The 19,882-nt window shown below is 64.2% G+C and carries 16 protein-coding genes; 9 read left to right on the forward strand and 7 right to left on the reverse strand.

Going from position 1 to position 19,882, the window contains the following annotated elements; all coding sequences use genetic code 11:
- Positions 1–171: 171 nt before the first annotated feature.
- On the forward strand, positions 172–1,467 hold the full coding sequence (locus tag FJW05_RS26800; RefSeq protein ID WP_140637039.1) for a lipopolysaccharide biosynthesis protein: 1,296 nt from the start codon (positions 172–174) through the stop codon (positions 1,465–1,467).
- 3 nt (positions 1,468–1,470) lie between these two features.
- Here FJW05_RS26800 and FJW05_RS26805 read toward each other — a convergent pair whose 3' ends face one another.
- Genes FJW05_RS26805 through FJW05_RS26815 form a run of 3 tightly spaced genes read right to left on the reverse strand, consistent with a single transcriptional unit; the run spans position 1,471 to position 4,357 of the window.
- Positions 1,471–2,397 (reverse strand): DUF6492 family protein, encoded by a 927-nt coding sequence (locus FJW05_RS26805; RefSeq protein WP_140637041.1) that lies wholly within the window; start codon positions 2,395–2,397, stop codon positions 1,471–1,473.
- A complete protein-coding gene (locus FJW05_RS26810) occupies positions 2,394–3,188 on the reverse strand; it encodes a WecB/TagA/CpsF family glycosyltransferase (protein WP_140637043.1) in 795 nt (264 codons plus the stop codon). Before FJW05_RS26810 ends, FJW05_RS26805 begins: the two co-directional genes overlap by 4 nt.
- Positions 3,185–4,357 carry a glycosyltransferase family 4 protein gene (locus FJW05_RS26815; RefSeq protein WP_140637045.1) on the reverse strand — a complete coding sequence of 391 codons (1,173 nt, stop codon included), beginning with the start codon at positions 4,355–4,357 and terminating at the stop codon, positions 3,185–3,187. The genes FJW05_RS26810 and FJW05_RS26815 overlap by 4 nt, the downstream gene beginning before the upstream one ends.
- Positions 4,358–4,526: 169 nt before the next feature.
- Here FJW05_RS26815 and FJW05_RS26820 point away from each other — a divergent pair, with 169 nt between their 5' ends.
- The 3 genes from FJW05_RS26820 to proC all read left to right on the forward strand — a co-directional run bounded on the left by FJW05_RS26820 (position 4,527) and on the right by proC (position 7,710).
- On the forward strand, positions 4,527–5,525 hold the full coding sequence (locus FJW05_RS26820) for a glycosyltransferase (protein ID WP_140637047.1): 999 nt from the start codon (positions 4,527–4,529) through the stop codon (positions 5,523–5,525).
- A complete protein-coding gene (locus FJW05_RS26825) occupies positions 5,494–6,813 on the forward strand; it encodes an O-antigen ligase (protein WP_140637049.1) in 1,320 nt (439 codons plus the stop codon). The genes FJW05_RS26820 and FJW05_RS26825 overlap by 32 nt, the downstream gene beginning before the upstream one ends.
- 81 nt (positions 6,814–6,894) lie before the next feature.
- Complete coding sequence (proC, locus tag FJW05_RS26830; protein WP_140637051.1) at positions 6,895–7,710, forward strand: pyrroline-5-carboxylate reductase; 816 nt, start codon at positions 6,895–6,897, stop codon at positions 7,708–7,710.
- Positions 7,711–7,722: 12 nt separating this feature from the next.
- Here proC and FJW05_RS26835 read toward each other — a convergent pair whose 3' ends face one another.
- From FJW05_RS26835 to FJW05_RS26845, 3 genes are all read right to left on the reverse strand, one after another.
- Positions 7,723–8,115 (reverse strand): type II toxin-antitoxin system VapC family toxin, encoded by a 393-nt coding sequence (locus tag FJW05_RS26835; RefSeq protein WP_140637053.1) that lies wholly within the window; start codon positions 8,113–8,115, stop codon positions 7,723–7,725.
- Entirely contained in the window at positions 8,116–8,400 is a 285-nt protein-coding gene (locus FJW05_RS26840; protein WP_246673642.1) for a type II toxin-antitoxin system VapB family antitoxin, read from the reverse strand.
- A gap of 65 nt (positions 8,401–8,465) precedes the next feature.
- Positions 8,466–9,794 carry an NAD(P)H-dependent oxidoreductase gene (locus FJW05_RS26845; RefSeq protein ID WP_140637057.1) on the reverse strand — a complete coding sequence of 443 codons (1,329 nt, stop codon included), beginning with the start codon at positions 9,792–9,794 and terminating at the stop codon, positions 8,466–8,468.
- 411 nt (positions 9,795–10,205) lie between these two features.
- On the opposite strand from FJW05_RS26845, the gene FJW05_RS26850 reads away from it, so the two are divergent.
- Genes FJW05_RS26850 through FJW05_RS26865 form a run of 4 tightly spaced genes read left to right on the forward strand, consistent with a single transcriptional unit; the run spans position 10,206 to position 15,761 of the window.
- Entirely contained in the window at positions 10,206–11,654 is a 1,449-nt protein-coding gene (locus tag FJW05_RS26850; protein WP_140544362.1) for a TolC family protein, read from the forward strand.
- A 38-nt stretch (positions 11,655–11,692) separates the two neighbouring features.
- A complete protein-coding gene (locus FJW05_RS26855) occupies positions 11,693–13,825 on the forward strand; it encodes a type I secretion system permease/ATPase (protein ID WP_140637059.1) in 2,133 nt (710 codons plus the stop codon).
- Positions 13,826–13,840: 15 nt separating this feature from the next.
- The gene (locus FJW05_RS26860) at positions 13,841–15,130 is read left to right on the forward strand and encodes an HlyD family type I secretion periplasmic adaptor subunit (protein WP_140544366.1); all 1,290 of its coding nucleotides are present in this window, start codon (positions 13,841–13,843) and stop codon (positions 15,128–15,130) included.
- Entirely contained in the window at positions 15,120–15,761 is a 642-nt protein-coding gene (locus FJW05_RS26865) for a ribbon-helix-helix domain-containing protein (RefSeq protein WP_140637061.1), read from the forward strand. Before FJW05_RS26860 ends, FJW05_RS26865 begins: the two co-directional genes overlap by 11 nt.
- An 86-nt stretch (positions 15,762–15,847) precedes the next feature.
- Here FJW05_RS26865 and FJW05_RS26870 read toward each other — a convergent pair whose 3' ends face one another.
- Entirely contained in the window at positions 15,848–16,792 is a 945-nt protein-coding gene (locus FJW05_RS26870) for a transglutaminase-like cysteine peptidase (protein WP_140637063.1), read from the reverse strand.
- Positions 16,793–17,116: 324 nt separating this feature from the next.
- On the opposite strand from FJW05_RS26870, the gene FJW05_RS26875 reads away from it, so the two are divergent.
- A partial coding sequence (locus FJW05_RS26875) for a VCBS domain-containing protein (protein WP_210239114.1) occupies positions 17,117–19,882 on the forward strand: 2,766 nt, incomplete at its 3' end.

A 19,882-nucleotide genomic window follows, 5' to 3' on the forward strand; every position in this document is an offset into this window, starting at 1 on the left:
TTGGGCGCGGATCGGCCAATCGTTAAGCCACGCTAAACAGGCATAGGAAACAAACGGTTAATTTTGCGCCTCGGCGGGCACAGTTTTCGCCCTTGTTCACCGCATTTCAGGCCGCCGGGAGGGCCGCCAGAACGCAGCGTTAAACTTTGCAGCCTATCTATCGCACCGGATATGACCCAGGCCAGCGACATGCCGCAAGGGCGGAGCTTCGCGCGGATCGGCCACTTCGTGGCCACCCGCCGGAAACTGGTATTCGATTATGTCTCGGCGATCAGCGGCGCCGGCGGCCGGCTGGTGTTTTCGCTCGCCTATTTCATCGCTTTGGCCAACACGCTTTCGATCGCCGAATTCGGCATGTTCGCAACCGCCTCGGCCGCCGGCATCATGCTGTCGCGCATCCTGGCCTTCGGCTTCATTTCGGCGCTATACCGCACCGCCGCGATCCGCCCCAACCTGATCGGCACATTCACCGCCGGTTTCCTGCTTCTCAGCGTCTTGTCGCTGCCGTTGCTCGCCGCCGCCTCCTACGTCGTCTATCTGATCTTCTTCGCCGGCACCGTGCCGTTGCCGGCCTTCGCCGCTGTCGTCTTCGCCGAAGCGCTTCTGTGGCGGCCGGTCGAAGTGGCGCTGATCGTCAACAACGGGCTCGGCAAGTTCGGGCGGGCGGCCGTGCTCGCCATCCTGGCGACGGCGCTCAGGGCACTCGGCGCGATCCTGTTCATGCTTGGCGCGCAACACAGCATCGGCGTCTGGTCGCTGTTTTACATCGGCGCCAATGCCGCCTCGCTCATCGTCGCCTTCGTCTTCTTCTATCCGCGCCAGCGGCTGCGGCTGCGCGCCGAGCTCTATTTCAGGCGGCTCGCGGATTCCATCTATGTCGCCGGATCCGAAGTGCTGTTCTACCTGCAGATGGAGTTCGACAAGCTCCTGGTGCTGTCGATCGGCGGACCGCATCTGGCCGGCATCTACGCCATCATCATGCGGCTGGTCGATCTCACCGCAATCCCGATCCGCACCTTCTCGATGATGCTGGTGCAGCGCATGATGCGGGCGCCGGAGCTGTTGTCGCGGGTGGCGGTCAAGAGCGGCATCGAAGGCGGCGTGTTCCTGGTCTCGACGCTCGCGCTCGTGTCGCTCGGCATCGTGCTGCACTTCTTCCCAAACGCGCTCGGCAGGAATGTCGCCGAGGCAGCGCCGCTGGTGGCGCTGGCGGTCTGCGTGCCCGGCCTGCGCAATCTCGTCGAATATCAGGCCGAGCTTCTCTTCGCGCGCGGCCAGACGGCGGTGCGGGCGATCAATCTCGGTCTGCTCGCCGGCTTGAAGGCGGTTCTGCTCACTTACGTGCTGACCACCATCCCCGACACGGCCAATCTGGTCCTGTCGCTCAACATCGTCTTCCTGCTGCTTTATCTCGCCTCGATGCTGCTGACTTATTCGGCCATGCGCCGGCCGGCCAAGGCGATCTGAGCCTTACGCGGAAAGCCCGATCAGGCGGCGGATGCGGCCGATATCGGTGCCGATGAAGGATTGCATGCCGATCGCCACCTGTTCCGGCGCCATGGTGTCGACGAAGCGGCGGAACTCGCCATCCGAGAGCGGCTCGCCGTTCCAGTGGACGCGGCAGAACTCCTGCGAACCGTGGAAATGGCCTGCGCCTTCAAGCACGTCGTCGACATAGCGGCCATAGATCATGCATTCGGAGAACCGACGCGCCGAGCCGACGACGCCGACCCAGTCGCGGCCATGCACCTTCTCGACGCGCTCGCACATGGCGTTGACCATCTCGCGGCGCCAGGCGATCAGCGTCGAGATGTAGTCGTGGCTCGATCGATTGGCGGGATCGATGCCGAGCGCGCGCCCCGCGTTGCGCGACCAGATGCGATGCTCGTCATGTCCATCGCCCGCCAGCACGCCGTCACGCCGGAACAGCCGCACCTTGCCGTCGCGCCACAAGGCGTTCGCGTCGAACGGCTTCAGGAAGGCGACGTCGGAATCGCAGAAGACGAGCACGTCTTCCTTTGCCTGCCCGGCAATGGCGATACGGCGCAGCTGCTGCACATGCCAGCCGCGCAGCGGCTGCGTTTTCAGGCTCAGCCAGACGCGGCGGCGAAAGCCGCTCAGAGGATCGTCGAAGACATGCAGCCAGCGCGGCAATAGGCCCCGCTCGTCGACAACGCTGCGGCGGCTGCCTTCCAGCTGGCGAAACATCGCGACGTCGCGATGTTCGGTAAGGATGTAATGATGCGCCATGCCGGTGACGTGGCGATCGATGGTTTCGCATAAAAGCCGGCAGCGCTCGAAATCGGGGGCGTAGCTTGCAGTGACGATCGCAGCTAAGGGCATGCGCGGCAGCGGTTCGACCGCAGTGGAGGTGTCCGGCACGAAGCGGCTGTTCACCGGCGCGCCTCCAGCGGCAGCGGCCCGCGTGACAGTTTCTGCTTGACGACGCGCCACAGGAAGAGCGGATTGCCGACGATATAGCGGCGCCACAGGCGGCCGGGTTCGATCCACAGGCGGAACAGCCATTCGAGCCGCAGCCGGCGCAGCCATAGCGGCGCGCGCGGCACCGAACCGCTCATGAAATCGAGCAACGCGCCAACCGCGACCGGCAGCGTGCAATGGCGGCTGTCGATGTGGCGCTCGATCCACAATTCCTGGCGCGGCACACCCATGGCGACGAGCAGCACATCCGGCCGCAGCCTGGCGATGCGCTCGAGGATCGCCGGCTCCTCGGCGGCCGAGAAGAAACCGTCATGGATGACAACGAATTCGTGCTGCATGGCGAGCGTCGAGAGCTTGGCGGACGCGGCTTCGGCATTGGCGCGCGTCGTGCCGAGCAGCGCCACAGTCAGCGGGCGCGACGAGGCCTGCAGGAAGGCCGGAATGAAATCGGTGCCGTTGAGATTGCTTGGGAAAGGCGCGCCGTAAAGCAGCGTTGCCGCCATGTCGACGCCGACGCCGTCGGGCAGGATGAGGAAGTCTTCCAGCGCCTCGGCAAAAACCGGATCGGTGCAGGCAAGGTTGGCATTGTGGGCGTTGAGGAAGCTCACCTTGGTGAAACGACGCTCGTCGATCAGCCTGGTGAGCAAGGCGATGGCCTCGTCCCAGCGTATGGCAAGCACCGGAATACCCAAAATGGTCTTGAGCGTGTCGAAGCCGAAAGCGGCGCGCGCGGTGTGCATGTTCATGCGGCCGCCTCCTGCCTGGCGGCGCCGAGCTTCTCCAGGCCAAGCCCGATCGCGGCTTCGAGCGCCTTGAGCTGGCGGCGATGAAAGGCGCTGCCATCGACGTCGCGGACATTGGCCGCGGCCGCCTGTAGCGCCGCCGCGAAAGCAATCGGATCGTCAGTCACCACGCAATTGTCGGGACGATAGCCGATGCCGCGCAGCGAGCGACTGGTGGCGACGGACGGCAAGCCAAGCTCGAAGGTCTCGATGGTCTTCAACTGCACGCCGCTGCCGGCGGTGCTGATCAGGGGAATGACGGCGGCGCCGCGCACGAAGGCCGGCGCATCCGGAACCCTGCCGACGAAGGAAACGGCGGGATGCGGCGAGCTGATGCCGGAAGGCACATTGCCCGCAATCCTGATGCGGAAATCCGGCTTCAGATGCGGCACGACCTTCGTCAGGAACCAGTCGAGGCCGATGCGGTTCGGCTGCCAGGTCCAGGTGCCGATCAGCGCGGCGTCGCAATCGATATGCCGCTTTGCCCTGCTTGTCGGCGCCTGCGCACGGGTTACCAGCGGCAGCACCGCGGAATGCCGGTCGGAGGCGACGCCAAGTGCCGCGCGGTCTTCCTCGGCCAGCGTGAAGACAAAGCGCGCAGCGCCGCAGAGCCGCCCTTCCATGACCTTGAGGAGCCTGGCCTCGCGACGGAACATCCAGCGCTGAAGCGCAGTGCCGGCCCCGGCCGCATTTTCCTCGGCCGAGCGGTGCTCGACATTGTGCGCGACGAAGACGAATGGACGGTCGGCGAGAACCTTCTCAAAGGCGCCGGCGAACTGCACCGAGTTCAGGACATAGCCGTCGAAGGGACCGGCGCGTTCGATTGCGTCGCGGACTTGCGCATCGGCAACGACACGCAGCTTGACGGAGGAAAAGGTAAGGCCGGAGAGAACCGCCTTGCCCAGCCAGGCAAGCTTTTGCAGCGGCGACGCGCTTTCGGTGCGCACCTCGACGGCGTCGAGCACGATGGTGTTTTGCGGATCGGACGGGGCCTTGCCCGGCCAGATGAAGCCGATCACCGTCACGCGCACGCCGGCGCGCCGCAACGCGTCGATGATCGCGGCGTTGGCAATCTCGTAGCCCGAGGCAAGAGCGCCATCAGGCACGATCGATGTGGCGAACAGCAGATGCATCTCACCTATCCTTGGCTGCAGCCGGTAGCAAAACGCGGTGAAGCGTTGATTAAATGGCCCTGTCAAAGGCCGAAGACCCGGCTTTTCCGACAGACGGGCGAGAAGGTGATTAACGAAACGTTATCACCGCGATGCTATCGAGGGCTCAAACCCTCGCTGCTGGAAACGGATGATCCCTTTGCCGTCCGACGCTTCTGTATCGATCGCGGGACGGTCGCCGGGGCTTGCCGCCGAGGCCGTCGAGGCGGTCGTGACGCTGCCGACCTTCAAACGGCCGAAGCAGGTGCTGGAAACGCTGGCTTCGCTCAAGGCGCAGCGGACCGGCAGGCGCTTTGCCGTCATCGTCATGGAAAATGAGGCCGATGCGCGCGAGGGCGCAAGCGCGGTGCTGCCGCTGTTCGAAAGCGGCCAGATGCAAGGCATGGTGATCATCGCGCATGAGCGCGGCAATTGCAGCGCCTACAATGCCGGCTGGCAGACGGCGATCCTGCAGTTTCCCAATTTTCGCCACCTGCTGGTCATCGATGACGACGAGATCGCCGAGCCAGACTGGCTGGAGCGCATGTGCGGCGCCGCGGAGACACTTGAAGCCGACGTTGTCGGCGGCCCGCAGGTACCCATCTTTGCCGATGTCTCGCATGCCCGATGGGCCGAGCATCCGGTGTTCGCGCCGCCCTATCGGGAGACGGGCCGCGTGCCGGCGCTCTATTCGTCCGGCAACCTGCTGCTCGGTCGCAACGTGCTTAAGGCCATGGGACCGCCCTTTCTCGACCTCAGGTTCAATTTCATGGGCGGCGGCGATTCCGACTTTCTCAGCCGGTCCGCGCAGAAAGGCTTCGTTCTCGGCTGGTGCGCCGAAGCAAAAGTCAACGAAACTGTCCCTGCCCGGCGCGTCGAGGCCGACTGGATCCGCGCCCGCAGCCTGCGCAACGGCGTGATCTCGACGCTGGTCGAAAAGAAGAAGCGCGCCGGCACGCCGCTTGCCGGCCTCAAGGTTTTCCTCAAAAGCCTGGCGCTGCTCGCCGCCTCGCCGCTGCGCGGCGCCATCCGGCTGGCGCGCACCCGCTCGCTGACGAGCGGCCTCTACCCGGTCTATGTCGCGCTCGGCCGGGTGCTCGCCGAATTCGGATATGCCAATGAGCAGTACCGGCAGCCTGAGAAGAATTGAGCGCGCGCCGCTCAGCGCAGCCTTCACCAGGGAAGGTTTGGCGACGGCTATCGCCGCGCTCCTGTTCACCGTCATCATCGTCTCGTTCCGGCCCTTCCAGCCGGCGGGCGCGGAACTGACCGGCGACGGCGGCGACATCGTCAACCAGCTCGGCTTCGGCTCGCTCGGCGCGGTCTCCATCTTCTCGCTGCTGGCCTTCGCCGACCCGCGCGTGGTGCGCTCGCTGGTGAGCCCTTCCTGGGCGCTGATGCTGGGCTTCTTCTTCCTGTCGGTGGTGCTTGCCACCGATCCGCCCGCGGCGATGCGCGCCGCCTCCTTCACCATGATCGGCATCATCACAATGGCGACGATCCTGGTGCTGCCGCGCGACGCCGATTCCTTCGCCAGGGTGGTGATCTTCACTGCCGTGGTGGTGATCGGCCTTTCCTATATCGGCCTGATCGTCTTCCCGCATGAAGCGCTGCACACCGCCGACTCGCAGGAGCCGGAGCATGCCGGTCTGTGGCGCGGCGTCTTCACGCACAAGAACATCGCCGGGCCGGTGATGGCCTGTTTCAGCTTCGCCGGGCTCTACCTGTTCCGGCGCGGCCAGCGCTGGTGGGGCGCCGGCATCTTCTGCGCGGCGATGATCTTCATGCTGCACACCGGCTCCAAGACGACCGCCGGGCTGGTCCCGTTCTCGATCATGATCGTCGTGCTGCCCAGTCTCATCGGCATGCGGCTCGGCACGCCGATCCTGTTTGCGCTGGCCGTCATCGCGACCGCCGTCGGCACGCTCGGCATCGTCTTCATCGCGCCGGTGAAGCATCTGGCGGCAATCTATTTCCCCGATCTCACCTATACCGGACGCACGACGCTGTGGGAGTTCGCCGGCGAGATGCTGGCGAAGAAGCCCTGGACCGGCTACGGCTATGAAAGCTTCTGGGGGACGCCACTGCTGCTCAACCAGGACCAGCCCTTCGACCGGCCCTGGGATATCCGCACCATCGTTCACGGTCACGACGGCTATCTCGACATCGCCGTGCTGATGGGCATCCCGGCGCTCTGCGTCGCCGTCTACACCTTCCTGATCGCCCCTTTGCGCGACTATATGCGCATCCCGGCGCGCAAGGAAAACATCTTCCTCGGCGATTTCTTCATGATGGTGGTGCTGTTCACGGCGCTGAACGGTTTCCTGGAGAGCTTCTTCTTCCACCGCGGCGATCCGGTCTGGCTGTTCTTCGTGCTCGGCGTGCTCGGCTTGAGACAAGTCTCGCTGCGGTCGATCCCGGTTCGCCTCTCCCGCTGATCCTGGACTGTCGATCTTCCGCCACTGGACTTTTCCAGCGCTCCGCAATTGTCTAAGGAAGTCTTCTTTTCGGAGGCTTTCATGACGATCAGGCTGGTTCTCGCCGGTTGCGGCAACATGGGTTACGCCATGCTCTCGGGCTGGTTGAAATCCGCCAAGCTCGAGCCGGCGGCGGTGTTCGTGGTCGAGCCCAATGCCGAACTGCGCCAGCGCGCCGAGCATCTCGGCTGCCGTGCCGCCGCCGACGCCGCCGGCATTCCGGCCGATGCCGTGCCCGATCTCGTCGTCATTGCGGTAAAGCCGCAGGTGATCCGCGAGGTGACGGCGCAGTACAAGCGCTTCGGCGATGGCAGGACCAGCTTTCTCTCCATCGCCGCCGGCACGCCGGTCGCCACTTTCGAAGAGATTCTGGGCGAGCTCGCGCCGGTCATCCGCTGTATGCCGAACACGCCGGCGGCGATCGGCAAGGGCATGATGGTGGTATTCTCCAACCTGCTGGTCTCCGACGACGTCCGCCGCTTCGTTGCCGAACTGCTCTCGGCGAGCGGCGTCGTGACGACGATCGACGACGAAGGGCTCATGGACGCCGTGACGGCCGTCTCCGGGTCAGGCCCGGCCTATATCTTCCACTTCATCGAGGCGCTGACGATCGCGGCCGAGAAGGCCGGCCTTCCCACCGAAACCGCCAAGCTGCTTGCCATGCAGACCGTCTTCGGCGCCGCCTCGCTCGCCGCCGAAAGCGACGAGGAGCCGGGTGTGCTGCGCCAGCAGGTGACCAGCCCCAACGGCACGACCGCCGCGGCGCTTGCCGTGCTGATGGGCGGCGACCGCCTGACGAAGCTCGTCACCGAAGCCGTGGAAGCAGCACGGCTCAGGTCGATAGAGCTGGGGAAATAGGGACCGTCCGCATCACGCAAGGTCGGTGTGGGAAAAATCATTGCCTTTATAGAGCAAAGGCATGCCTCGACTTTTTGCCGAGGCATACGACAGGCAATCGGCGAGGTTGAGCTGGGCCGGATGGCCGCGACCCTTGCCATCGTCGGAAAAAGCCTGGATCGCGAGCTTTGCATCGCTACTTTCGATCGGCACGACTTCCACCTCAGCCTCCTGCAGAAAAGCTTCTATCGCCGCTTCGGCAACAACCGGCTGGACGGCGAGCATCGATGAAAGCCGCATCGCCGCTTCGAGCATGACCAGCGGAGATGTTACGCGCCCGGACGCCAACTCTATCCGGCCGCTCCATTCGGCTGCGTCCTCCTCGCCCGCCAGGATGGCGACGACGACCGAGGTATCGATGAACATTCAGGGATGTCCCCACATCTCATCGACCTCATCCTTGCTCAACGTCTTTCCGCCTCCGCCGGCCTTGGATTTGAAATTTCGGGAAATGGTGGCAAGCCGTTCGGCCAACGGCGCCTGTTTGCGGTGCCGCTGCAGTTCAGATTCGAGCGCCTCGATTACCGCCTCGGTCATCGAAATGTTCCGTTTTTCGGCAAGCTGGCGGGCGAGTTCTCTTGCCCGCGGATCCCTAATCTGAAGATTCATCGCTGCATCCAATCCGTCATGACAATATAGCGCGACTGTCATGACAATGCCGGCAGCCGCTTTCTTGCTACCCGGTCGCCAGGCGGAGCTGCGCAAATAGGAGCGGCTCAGCCCAAACCGATCTTGGCTCCGTAGAGCATATCATCCTGCAGCCGGCGCAGGGCGTAAAGTCTCGTCGTCCGGTCTGGCACGGCATTGTCATCAGTCAACAACTCGCCCTTCTTCACCGGCTTCAGCACCTTGCCGCCTTCGAGCAAGCCGACCGGCACGGCGCGGACGGCGCGGGCATCGCCAACGGTCATGGTCCAGGAGCGGTAGCAGGTCTCGCCGATGGCATCGAAGGTCTCCCCGGCGGCAAGGTCGCGCTTGGCGACCGCGCAGACTTCCGCCACCGGCCTCGGCAGAGGCACCATGTCGGGCTTGCCGTAGAGCATGATGCGGGCGGCGGTGAGCGGCACCTCCAGCGAAGTCAGGTGATAGGGCCGGAACAGGCCGTAATAAGGGCCTTGGCCGACATGGAGATCGTCCATGCGTTCGACGACGCGCGGATGCATCGCCTCGACGATGACGAAGACGCCGGGCGCCACGCCCTTGCCGATCGTGTAGTCGACGACGCCTTTTCTCGACAGGAGGCCGCCATGCTCTTTCGGGATCAGCACCTTGGCCAGCTGATCGCGATCGGCCCTGGGGCCGTGCATGCCTGGAACATCCGGAACCAGGCCGGTGGCGTTGGCAATGGCGCACATCTCGACCATGGTCTTCGAACCGTCGACGAACTCGACCAGCATGCGCGGGTTCATGCTGCGGCGCGCCGCCTCTTCAAGGTAATCGTCGGGAACCGCGTCGTGGTTGAGCGGATTGTTCTTGCCCTTGCCGGCCGCGACGACGCCTAGCCCAAGCGCCGAGGCGAATTCGATCAGTTCCATGCAGCTCGACGGCTCGTCGCCCGCGCCGACCGAATAGACGACACCCAGCCGGTCTGCCTGCTGTTTCAGGTAGCAGCCGATGGTCACGTCGGCCTCGACATTCATCATCACCAGATGCTTGCCATGCTCCATCGCCATCAGGTCGAAATCGGCGGCGACGCCAGGTTTTCCGGTAGCGTCGATGACGACGTCGATCAGCGGGTTGGTGACCAGCACCTCATTCGAGGTGATGGCGATCCTGCCGCTCTCGATCGCCCGGGTGACCCCGGAGCCGGTCTCGGCCTCGGCGGCCATCGCCTCGTCGCCATAGGCGATGCGGATCGCCTCACGGGCAGTGTGCGGGCGGCGCGTAGAGATGGCCGCGATCGAGATGCCCGGCATCAGCATGCCCTGCGTCACCAGATCGGTTCCCATCTCGCCGGAGCCAATGACGCCGATGCGGACCGGCCTGCCCTCGGCGGCGCGTCGGGCGAGATCGCGGGCAAGCCCGGTCAGGGCGATATTGGTCATGCAACAAAATCCACGGCTTTTTGCTCCGGCCGGCAATACAGGGAACGATCCGCGTTTGCCAATCAAACCAGGCTGAAATGGCGTTTTCTTGCGCATGCTTTGCAAGGCCTGAGCAGATTTCGCGGGAGCTTGTGCATGGCCGCCGCACGATTCGCCGTTTCTTTCAGACCATAACCATCGCAGCGCGCTTTGAACTGGGAGAGTCCCGACGAGCGCGCCCCGTTTCTGTGCCATTTTTGCTACAGGCTTTAACCCTAATGCCGGAAATCGCAATTTTAGCGGGTGTCTAATCCATTATATGCTCACGGCCCCGAAAAATTTGATAGATACTGGCTGAAAGGTCCGGTGGCAGGCTTGGGCAAATAAGCGCCAATAAAAAAATAATGGCGCGGGGATAGTCACGGGGTAGAAATGACCAGGACGGGTAAAATTACCGTCGGCTGGCGCGTTGCGCTTGCTGTCACGGTGTCGATGTTGGCTTGTGGTAGTGCCAGCGCACTCACACTCAAAGAAGCTGTCGCCGTCGCCGTGGAGTCCAATCCGGAGATTGGACAGGCGATCGAAAACCGCGAAGCGATCGAATTCGAGCTGCGACAGGCCAAAGGCCTTTATCTTCCTAGCGTCGACCTGGAAGCATCGACCGGCGTTCGCCGCCTGGACAACGACACGCGGCGCGCGCTCGACGAGGATCACAAAGCTCTCTATCCGAACGAGGCCGACCTCACCGTCTCGCAGACGCTTTATGACAGCGGCGCAAGGCGCGCGGAACTGAACCGCCAGGCCTCGCGGGTCGATGGAGCTTCCTTCAGGGTTCTGGAACGCTCCGAGTTCATCGGACTTGCAGTCGTCCAGGACTATCTGGAATACATGTTGCAGGCTTCGATCGTGGTCGAAGCCAAGAAGAACCTCGGCTTCCATCAGTCCATCCTCAGCGACATCAGGCAAGGCATCGCGGGCGGCGCGCTCAACGACGCCGACCGGCAACAGGCCGAGGAACGCCTTTATGCCGCCAAGGCGCGGATGCAGGAAGCGACCGAAGAACTCGAGGCGGCCAAGATCCGCTTCTTCAAGAATGTCGGCAAGCCGTTGACCAACGCGTCGCGGCCTGCCGATGTCGCAGCCGCCCTGCCGCGGTCGCTGGACGATGCGATCGGGCTCGCCAGGCAGAACAATCCGCGCGTCCATATGGCCAACAGCGACATCGACGCCGCCGCTTCGCTGGTCGACGCGGCGCGCGCGAAATATGGCCCGACGATCACCGCCGAGGGCGTTGCCCGGGGGGGGTATGACATCGACGGCGACAATGGCGACGCAAGCGATCTGCAGGCCCGGGTGGTGCTGCGCTGGAACCTCTATCGCGGCGGCATCGACAAGGCCAACGAACAGGAACAGATCCGCCGCACCAGCGAGCAGCGCCTTGCGCTGCACCAGGTGCTGCGCGAGATCGAGGAAGCCGTCCGGACCTCGTGGGACCGCCGCTTCCGCCAGGCGGAGCTGGCAAAGACGCTGCGGCAGCAGGCAGCCACCAATGAAAAGCTGGTCGCCTCCTATCGCGAGCAGTTCAAGGTCGGGCAGCGCTCGCTGCTCGACGTGCTCGATGCCCAGAACACGCGCTTCAACACCGCGACGCTGGCCGACACGTCGTCCTACGCATCGCTGTTCGCGGAATACCGGCTGCTGGCCGCAACCGGGGAATTGCTGAAGACGCTCAACATCCAACCGGCCAAGCAGGCCGCGGCCTACGCCCGTGAGGAATTCGGTGTGCCGGCTACGGCCGATACCGAGACCTATGCGCGGACGCCGTCGGAGCAGAAGAACGATCTGCCGTTCGACATCCTCGCGCCGGTCAGGAAAAAGTAGCCGATGTAGCGTCGATCTTCGGTCCTTCGGGGCGGATCGTGAACCAGCAACCTAATATCCTATCGCCCAAGGAGGCTTTCAAAGCCTGCTTCTGCGCTGTGGCGGCCTATCTCGGCAGGCCGAGCGCGGAAACGGTGCTGTTCGCCGGCGTGCCGATTTCGGAGACGCGCATCGAGCCGGACGAGATCCGCCATCTGGCCGAGCGCATCGGCCTGGAGGTCCAGAATTTCAGCCATCGCGATTTCCTGCGCGGCCGCTTCGATCTTCCGGCCATCGTCTTTCGCGTCAGCCAATTGCCGATCGCCCTCCTGGCGGAGATCGAGGGCGGGCAATATCTGACGGCGCCGCAGGAAAACGGCCGCACCACGATCGACAGATCGGAACTCGCCGAAAGCTATATCAGCGGCGGCACGTCCTTCTCGATCACCTATGCCAACCAGGCCGAGGAGATGACGGTCGGCACCGCCGCGCGGATCGAAAGGCGCCACTGGCTGACCGGCACCATGGGGGCGTTCTGGCGCACCTATTCGAAAGTGGTGCTGTCGGCGATGTTCATCAACCTGCTGGCGATCGCCTCGCCGATCTTCACCATGAACGTCTACGATCGCATCCTGCCCAACAAGGCAATCTCGACGCTGTGGGTGCTGGCGCTCGGCATCGGCGCGGCGATCCTGTTCGACCTGCTGCTGAAGACGGCCAGGGCATCACTGATCGACTATGCCGGTCGCAAGGCGGACCTGCGGATTTCCTACCTGCTGTTCGAGAAAGTGCTGAATTCCTCGCTTTCGGCGCGGCCCGGGTCGACGGGTGAATATGCAAACCGCGTCACGCAATACGAGTTCGTGCGCGAGTTCTTCACCTCGAACACGATCAGCGTCTTCATCGACACGATCTTCGTCTTCGTCTTCCTGGCGGTGATCTACGCCATCGGCGGCTGGCTGGTGGTGATACCGGCGCTGGCCTTCGTCATCTCCGTCATTGTCGGGCTGATCACGCAGCGGCGGATCGGCAAGCGGGTCGCGGCCTCGATGAACGAGGCGTCGCAGCGCCAGGCCCTGCTGGTGGAATCCATCTCGACGCTGGAAACGATCAAGTCGCTGCGCGCCGAGGCCTACCTGCTGCGCAAATGGGGCGAGCACTCGAAGAACGCGGCCAACACGTCGGAAAAGATCAAGGAGCTCTCGGCGGCGGCGGGCAACATCACCGGCGCCATCCAGCAATTCGTGACGGTCGCCCTGGTGGTGGCCGGCGCCTATGCGTTCTCGGAAGGCCAGGTGTCGACCGGCGCCATCATCGGCACCGTGATGCTCGCCGGCCGCGCCGTGGCGCCGCTCGGCCAGATTGCCATCACGCTTGCCCGGTTCCGACAGGCGATGCTGTCGCTCAAGATCATCAACACGATCATGTCGCAACCGGAGGACCGCCCCGACACGGTCGGCTTCGTCAACCGGCCGATCCGCAGCGGCGCGCTGGTCTTCAGGAATGTCGGCTTCGCCTATCCCGGCACGGAAAACGAGGTTCTGAGCGGGCTCAACATCGCGGTCAAGCCCGGCGAGCGGGTCGGCATCATCGGCCGCATCGGCTCCGGCAAGACCACGATGGGGCGGCTGATCGGCCGGCTGTTCCTGCCGACGTCGGGGGAGCTGCTGCTCGACGGCATCGACATCCGCCAATACCACCCCTCGGAGGTCCGCGCCGCGGTCGGCATCGTCGCGCAGGCCGGGGACCTGTTTTCGGGAACCATCAAGGAGAACCTCCTGATGGCGGCGCCGGGAGCGACGGACGAGGAGATCATCGATGCGGCGAAGGCCGCCGGCGTCGACGACTTCGTCTCGCGGCATCCGCGCGGCTACGACATGAATGTCGGCGAGCGCGGCACCAATCTCTCGGGCGGGCAAAGGCAGGCCGTGGCGATCGCGCGGCTGCTTTTGACCAAACCGAAGATCGTCTTCCTGGACGAGCCGTCGGGTTCGATGGATCTCGCTTCCGAGCGGCAGTTGATCAAGCAGCTCAAGGTGGCGTTCGACCGCAGCACGACGCTGATCGTGTCGACCCATCGCTACAGCATGCTGGAGCTTGCCGACCGCCTCATCGTCATCGACCAGGGCCGCGTCGTCGCCGACGGGCCGAAGGAACAAGTCATTCAGGCGCTGCAGAAGGCAAATGCCTGACCGGAACGTATGGACATGCTAGCAAGGGAAGACCGGCCACCATTTTTCGCCTCGGCGTCCGTCTACATCGTCGGGGCGCTGTTCGTGTGCTTCACGGCCTGGGCGTCGTTCGCCGAGGTCGACGAGATCGCGCGCGGCGACGGCAAGGTGATACCTGCTTCGAAGACGCAGATCATCCAGGCCAGCGAACCGGGCGTGGTGCAGGAGATCGCCGTCCAGATCGGGCAGACGGTCAAGAAGAACGACCTCATCATCCGCCTCGACAATTCAGGCAACACGTCGAGCCTTGGCGAAGAGAAGGCCAAGGCGCGAGCGCTGCAGGCGCGCATCGCCAGGCTGCAGTTCGAGCAGAGCGGCAGTGTCGAAGGGTCGTTTCCCTGCCCGGCGGAAATCCAGAAGGTCGCGCCGGAGATCTGCGACAACGAGCAGAAGCTGCTTGTCGCGCGCCGCGACAATTTCGAGGTCAAGCTGTCGGTTCTCAAATCGCGCCTCGACCAGCGCGAGAAGGAACTCGACGAGGCCACCGCCAACGCCGACCGCCTGTCCAAGAGCCTTGCCGTCACCGACCAGGAAGCGGCGCTGGTCGAACCCATGGTCAAGAAAGGCCTGATGGCCAGGACCGAACAGATCCGCGTCGAGCGCGAACAAACCGACCTTCGCGGACAGCTGACCCTTGCCGGCGAGACCATCAAGAAGGGCCAGGGAGCAATCACCGAGGCGCAGCTTCAGGTGAACGAATTGGGCCTGCAATTGCAGCAGGAGGCGCTGAGCGACCTGACGCAGGCGCTCGCCGATCTTTCCGTGGTCGACGAAACCATCCGCGGCGCCACCGACAAGGTGGCGCGCACCGACATCCGTTCGCCGGTCGACGGCATCGTCAACACGCTTGACGTCAACACGCTCGGTGCCTTCGTGCAGCCGGGCGCGGTGGTGGCCGGCATCGTGCCGACCTCCGAGACGCTGCTGGTCGAGGCCCGGGTTTCGCCGCGCGACGTCGCCTTCATCCAGCCGAACCAGGAAGCGCTGATCAAGGTCACCGCCTATGATTTCTCGATCTTCGGCGGCATCGAGGGCAAGGTCTCCAACATCACCGCCGACAGCCTCGTCGACCAGAAGACGGGCGAGCCCTATTACCAAGTGCGGGTCGCCACCGACAAATCGACCCTGACGAGGAACGGCAAGACCTATTCGATCATCCCCGGCATGATCTGCTCGGTCGACATCAAGACCGGACGCAAGACGATCCTCAACTATCTTTTGAAGCCCATCAACAAGGCGCGTCAGGAGGCAATGAGTGAGCGATAGCGCCATCCATCCGCACACGTCGCGCGAGAGGCTGCTGCCGTTGCTCGCGGCCGAGGATTTCGGCCCCGAATTCCGGGTCGTGGCGCGGGGCGGCGTGCGTCGCGGCATCCGGCTGGAGCGCGCCTTCTGGGTGTCGCTGAAGCAGATGGCCGAAAGCCGCAAATGCACGATCGGCATGCTGGTCGAAGAGATCGCCGAACATCATCCCGACCAGGGCAATCTCACCTCGGCGATCCGCGTCGCCTGCATGCGCGGCCTGGCCGAGGAAAGCATGGAATTGCGCAAGCTCGCTTCGATCCGCACGATCAACGCGATCCTGGTTGCCTGCCCCTCGCCCGCCTTCGCGCTGTCCTCGTCGAAGAAGATCCTGGCCTTCAACGCGCCGTTCCAGCAACTGGTGAGGCGCCAATTGCCAAGCGCGCCCGGCGAGGATGGGCGCCAGGACCTGAAGCTGGCGCTCGACCTCAACGTTCCCGATATCTTCGCCCGGCTCGACGCCAATGGCGAAACACCGGTCACCAGCGGCTTCGTCATCGGCGCCGGCGAGCGCCGCTATCGCGGCCAACTCAGCGCCGTGCGCGCACCCGTCACCGAGCCGGAGCTGCTGATGGCCTTCGTCTACAACGGGTAGAGCTACGCATTTTCCCGGAACTGTCCGGGTGCGCGAAGACAACAGAGCGTTCGCGTATTTTCGGGGAGGCGCTGAACCGCTCGAAACTACTGCCTCAGGCTCGAAGCCACTGATGGTTCCGGCGAGCCTTCGCCCGGAGCGACCGTGGCGAAGCCGCCGGCGATGTCGGCGACCTGCGCGCCGGACTTCGACCCATGGATCCAGGCGCGATCGGTGCTGAAGGAATAGAGCGGAACATAGTCGGGCAGATCGCTGTCGCGCAGGACAGCGTTGCCGAGGCTGTCCAGGATGAAGGCGCCGCTTCCCGTGCTCACCGACAGGATGGCATGGAAGAACTTGCGGCGGCGATCCTGGAGCACCACCAGCGACATGCTCTGCGCAGGGATGCCGGCCCTGAGCAGCGCCGCCATCTTCAATATGGCGAAATCCTCGCAATCGCCGGCGCGATGCTCGAGGATTTCCGACGGCTTCGCCCAATAGTCGAGCTTGCCGTAGACGACGCTGTCCTTGCGATAGGCGATCAGGCGGTTGATGCTGCTGTTGACGAAGGACAGCTTGTCGCGAAAGCCCTTGTCGCCGGCAATCTTGACGATCTCGGCGAAAGCCGGGCTCTCGCGGTCGCAGACGCTGCCGGCGGTGCAATCGACGATGGCCTTGTAGACAGGAGCCCAGCGCGCCGCGACCGGAAAGTTGCGCATCGACAAGGCGACCGAGCCGAAGACGCCGGGGATGATCGCGGCGGTCTGGATCGGGTCGATGCCGGGATCGGCCTTCGCGTGCGCTTCAGCCTCGTAAGGCGCTGCCGGCGTGTAGCCCACGGAAACGTCCGCGATCCGGTACGCGGAGGCCGGCTGCCAGGGCAGCGGCCGGGCCAGCGAAACGCCGCCAAGGCTCGCCGGCGCAAGCACCTTCTGCAAGGCTTGAACCGCGCCCGAATTCGCGCTTGCCGACGATGGATCAGCCTGAGCGGCAAGGCCGATCGCCAGCAAGAGAACCTTGATCCCTGTCGGGGCTGCTTTTTGTATTTTCATGACGCCCACCTTTGACTGTGGACGCTACCAATCTTGTCTCAAATTATCGGAAAGGAAGGTGGGTAAGTTTCCCCGAATCACGCTATTCTGTTTTGCATCAAATTTTATTCAAAATTATACTTACATTTACCAAAGCGGGAGGCGTGCGGCGCGGCCAATCGCACCGCCCTTAAGAGGATGCATATCCGCATATATCATCGCGATTTACCAAGTGTAAAAAATGCGATTCTCTACATATTCGAATATATGAAATAGATTGAATGTCTGTTGCAAAGCCCGGGCCTGACATGTCTCTTTCCGGGAAATGCCGGAGGGGCTTTAGCTATGACGACCAATATCGAATTCGACGCCGTTTCAAATTCCTGGGACGAGCACACGAGCGCTGGTGAAAATCATATCTCGACGGGTGTGCAGGTCGCGCAGGCGACCGCCGGCCAGGCGGCGAGCGAGCCGGTGCCGGTCGATGTCGGCAGCGGCGCGCCGGCCCAAGGCGCGGCCAATGCGCCGGCCGCCAACCAGCCGGCCGACGCCAAGGCTGCTGCCCCCGCGAACGCGCCGGCGGCAAATGCAGCGGCAGGCAATACCCCGCATGAATATCATGTCGAGGCCGGCAACGTCGTGAAGCTTCCGGCCAGCGTGTCGATCGACAACATCAAGGTCGACGGCCACGATCTCGTCCTCACGCAGCCCGACGGAACCCAGATCGTCATCAAGGACGCCGCGCTGAATGTGCCGACCTTCATCCTCGGCGACGTCGAGGTGCCGCGCGTGGCCCTGATCGCCGCGCTCGAGGCCAGCCATGTCGATGTCGCCTTCGGCGCCGACGGCTCGATCTCGGCCGGCGGCAACGGCTCGCCGGGCAGCGCGGGCGGAAATTTCGAGCATCCCGCAGGCGGCATCGGCGACGGCTTCGGCCTGACGTCGCTGCTGCCGCCGACGGACCTGGGGTTCGGCCAGCCTGACCATCGCGAACTGTTCCCGGGATTGCTGCCCGATTCGACGCCGACGATCCTCGATCTGACGCCCTCCCTCGAAGGCGGCGACACGATCGTTTATGAAAAAGGCCTGCCGACCGGCTCGGGCGAACTGGCGGACCATGAGCCAGGCAACGACAGTGATCCCTCCGAACACAACACCGGCACCTTCACCATCACCTCGCCCGACGGCATCGGCTCGGTGACCATCAACAACCAGGTGATCTCCGGCGCAGCCCTTGCCAACAGCGCAACGACGCCGATCAACATCCCGACGCCTTTAGGCAACACGCTGACCATCGACGGCTACGACGCCGCCACTGGCCAGGTGAGCTACACCTATACGCTGGTGCACGCCGAGAACCATCCGGCCGGCGACGGCACCAATTCCACCTTCGATGACATGACCGTGACGGTCACCGACAGCGACGGTGACGTCTCACTCCCCGGCACGCTGTCGATCAAGATCGTCGACGACGTGCCGGTCGCGCACAATGCGGACGCCGGCACGCTGACCGAAGACGCCGCCACGACCAGCGTCAGCGGCAACGTCACGACCGACTACAATAACACGTTCGGCGCCGACGGCCCGGCAGCGGCGAGCCCGGTGGGCTGGGGCGCGGTGACCGCCACGCTGAACGGCGGCGCCGTCGACCTGGCCGACTACGGCACGCTGACGCAGAACGCCAGCGGCACCTGGAGCTTCGTGCTGGACAACAGCAAGCCGGCCACGCAGGCGCTGGAGACCGGCGACACGATCAACGTCTCACTCGGCTATACGCTGACCGATCACGACAGCGACGCCGACACCAAGACCATCACGTTCGAGATCAATGGCGCCCACGACAGCTCGACCGTCGTGGTCACGCCGAGCGACGACGCCAATGCCAATGGCGCGTCCAACGTCGTCTACGAACACGGCCTGACCTCAGCTCCCGACACCAGCGAGACCGACACCGGCACGTTCAAGGTCACGGCCACCGACGGCATCAAGGACGTGACCATCGGCGGCCAGACCCACACGCTGGCCGATTGGCTCAACCAGACCATCAACACCGGCGAAGGCACGTTGAAGATCACCGGCGTGACGCCGGCGGGCGGCGGCACCGAAGCCACCTTCACCTACAGCTACACGCTCAACGCCGCGCAGACCCATCCCGCCGGCAACGGCAACAACACGCTGCCCGACAGCGTCGCGGTCGCGGTTGACGGCATCGGCGGCACCCACGGCGACGGCACCATCAGCATCGTCATCGTCGACGACGTGCCGACAGCGCACAATGCGGACGCCGGCACGCTGACCGAAGACGCCGCCACGACCAGCGTCAGCGGCAACGTCACGACCGACTACAATAACACGTTCGGCGCCGACGGCCCGGCAGCGGCGAGCCCGGTGGGCTGGGGCGCGGTGACCGCCACGCTGAACGGCGGCGCCGTCGACCTGGCCGACTACGGCACGCTGACGCAGAACGCCAGCGGCACCTGGAGCTTCGTGCTGGACAACAGCAAGCCGGCCACGCAGGCGCTGGAGACCGGCGACACGATCAACGTCTCACTCGGCTATACGCTGACCGATCACGACAGCGACGCCGACACCAAGACCATCACGTTCGAGATCAATGGCGCCCACGACAGCTCGACCGTCGTGGTCACGCCGAGCGACGACGCCAATGCCAATGGCGCGTCCAACGTCGTCTACGAACACGGCCTGACCTCAGCTCCCGACACCAGCGAGACCGACACCGGCACGTTCAAGGTCACGGCCACCGACGGCATCAAGGACGTGACCATCGGCGGCCAGACCCACACGCTGGCCGATTGGCTCAACCAGACCATCAACACCGGCGAAGGCACGTTGAAGATCACCGGCGTGACGCCGGCGGGCGGCGGCACCGAAGCCACCTTCACCTACAGCTACACGCTCAACGCCGCGCAGACCCATCCCGCCGGCAACGGCAACAACACGCTGCCCGACAGCGTCGCGGTCGCGGTTGACGGCATCGGCGGCACCCACGGCGACGGCACCATCAGCATCGTCATCGTCGACGACGTGCCGACAGCGCATGCCGATACCAACAGCATCACGGAAGGTGCGTTGCTGCAGGTGACTGCCGTC

This window comes from Mesorhizobium sp. B2-9-1, from assembly GCF_006439455.1.
Taxonomy (GTDB): Bacteria; Pseudomonadota; Alphaproteobacteria; order Rhizobiales; family Rhizobiaceae; genus Mesorhizobium.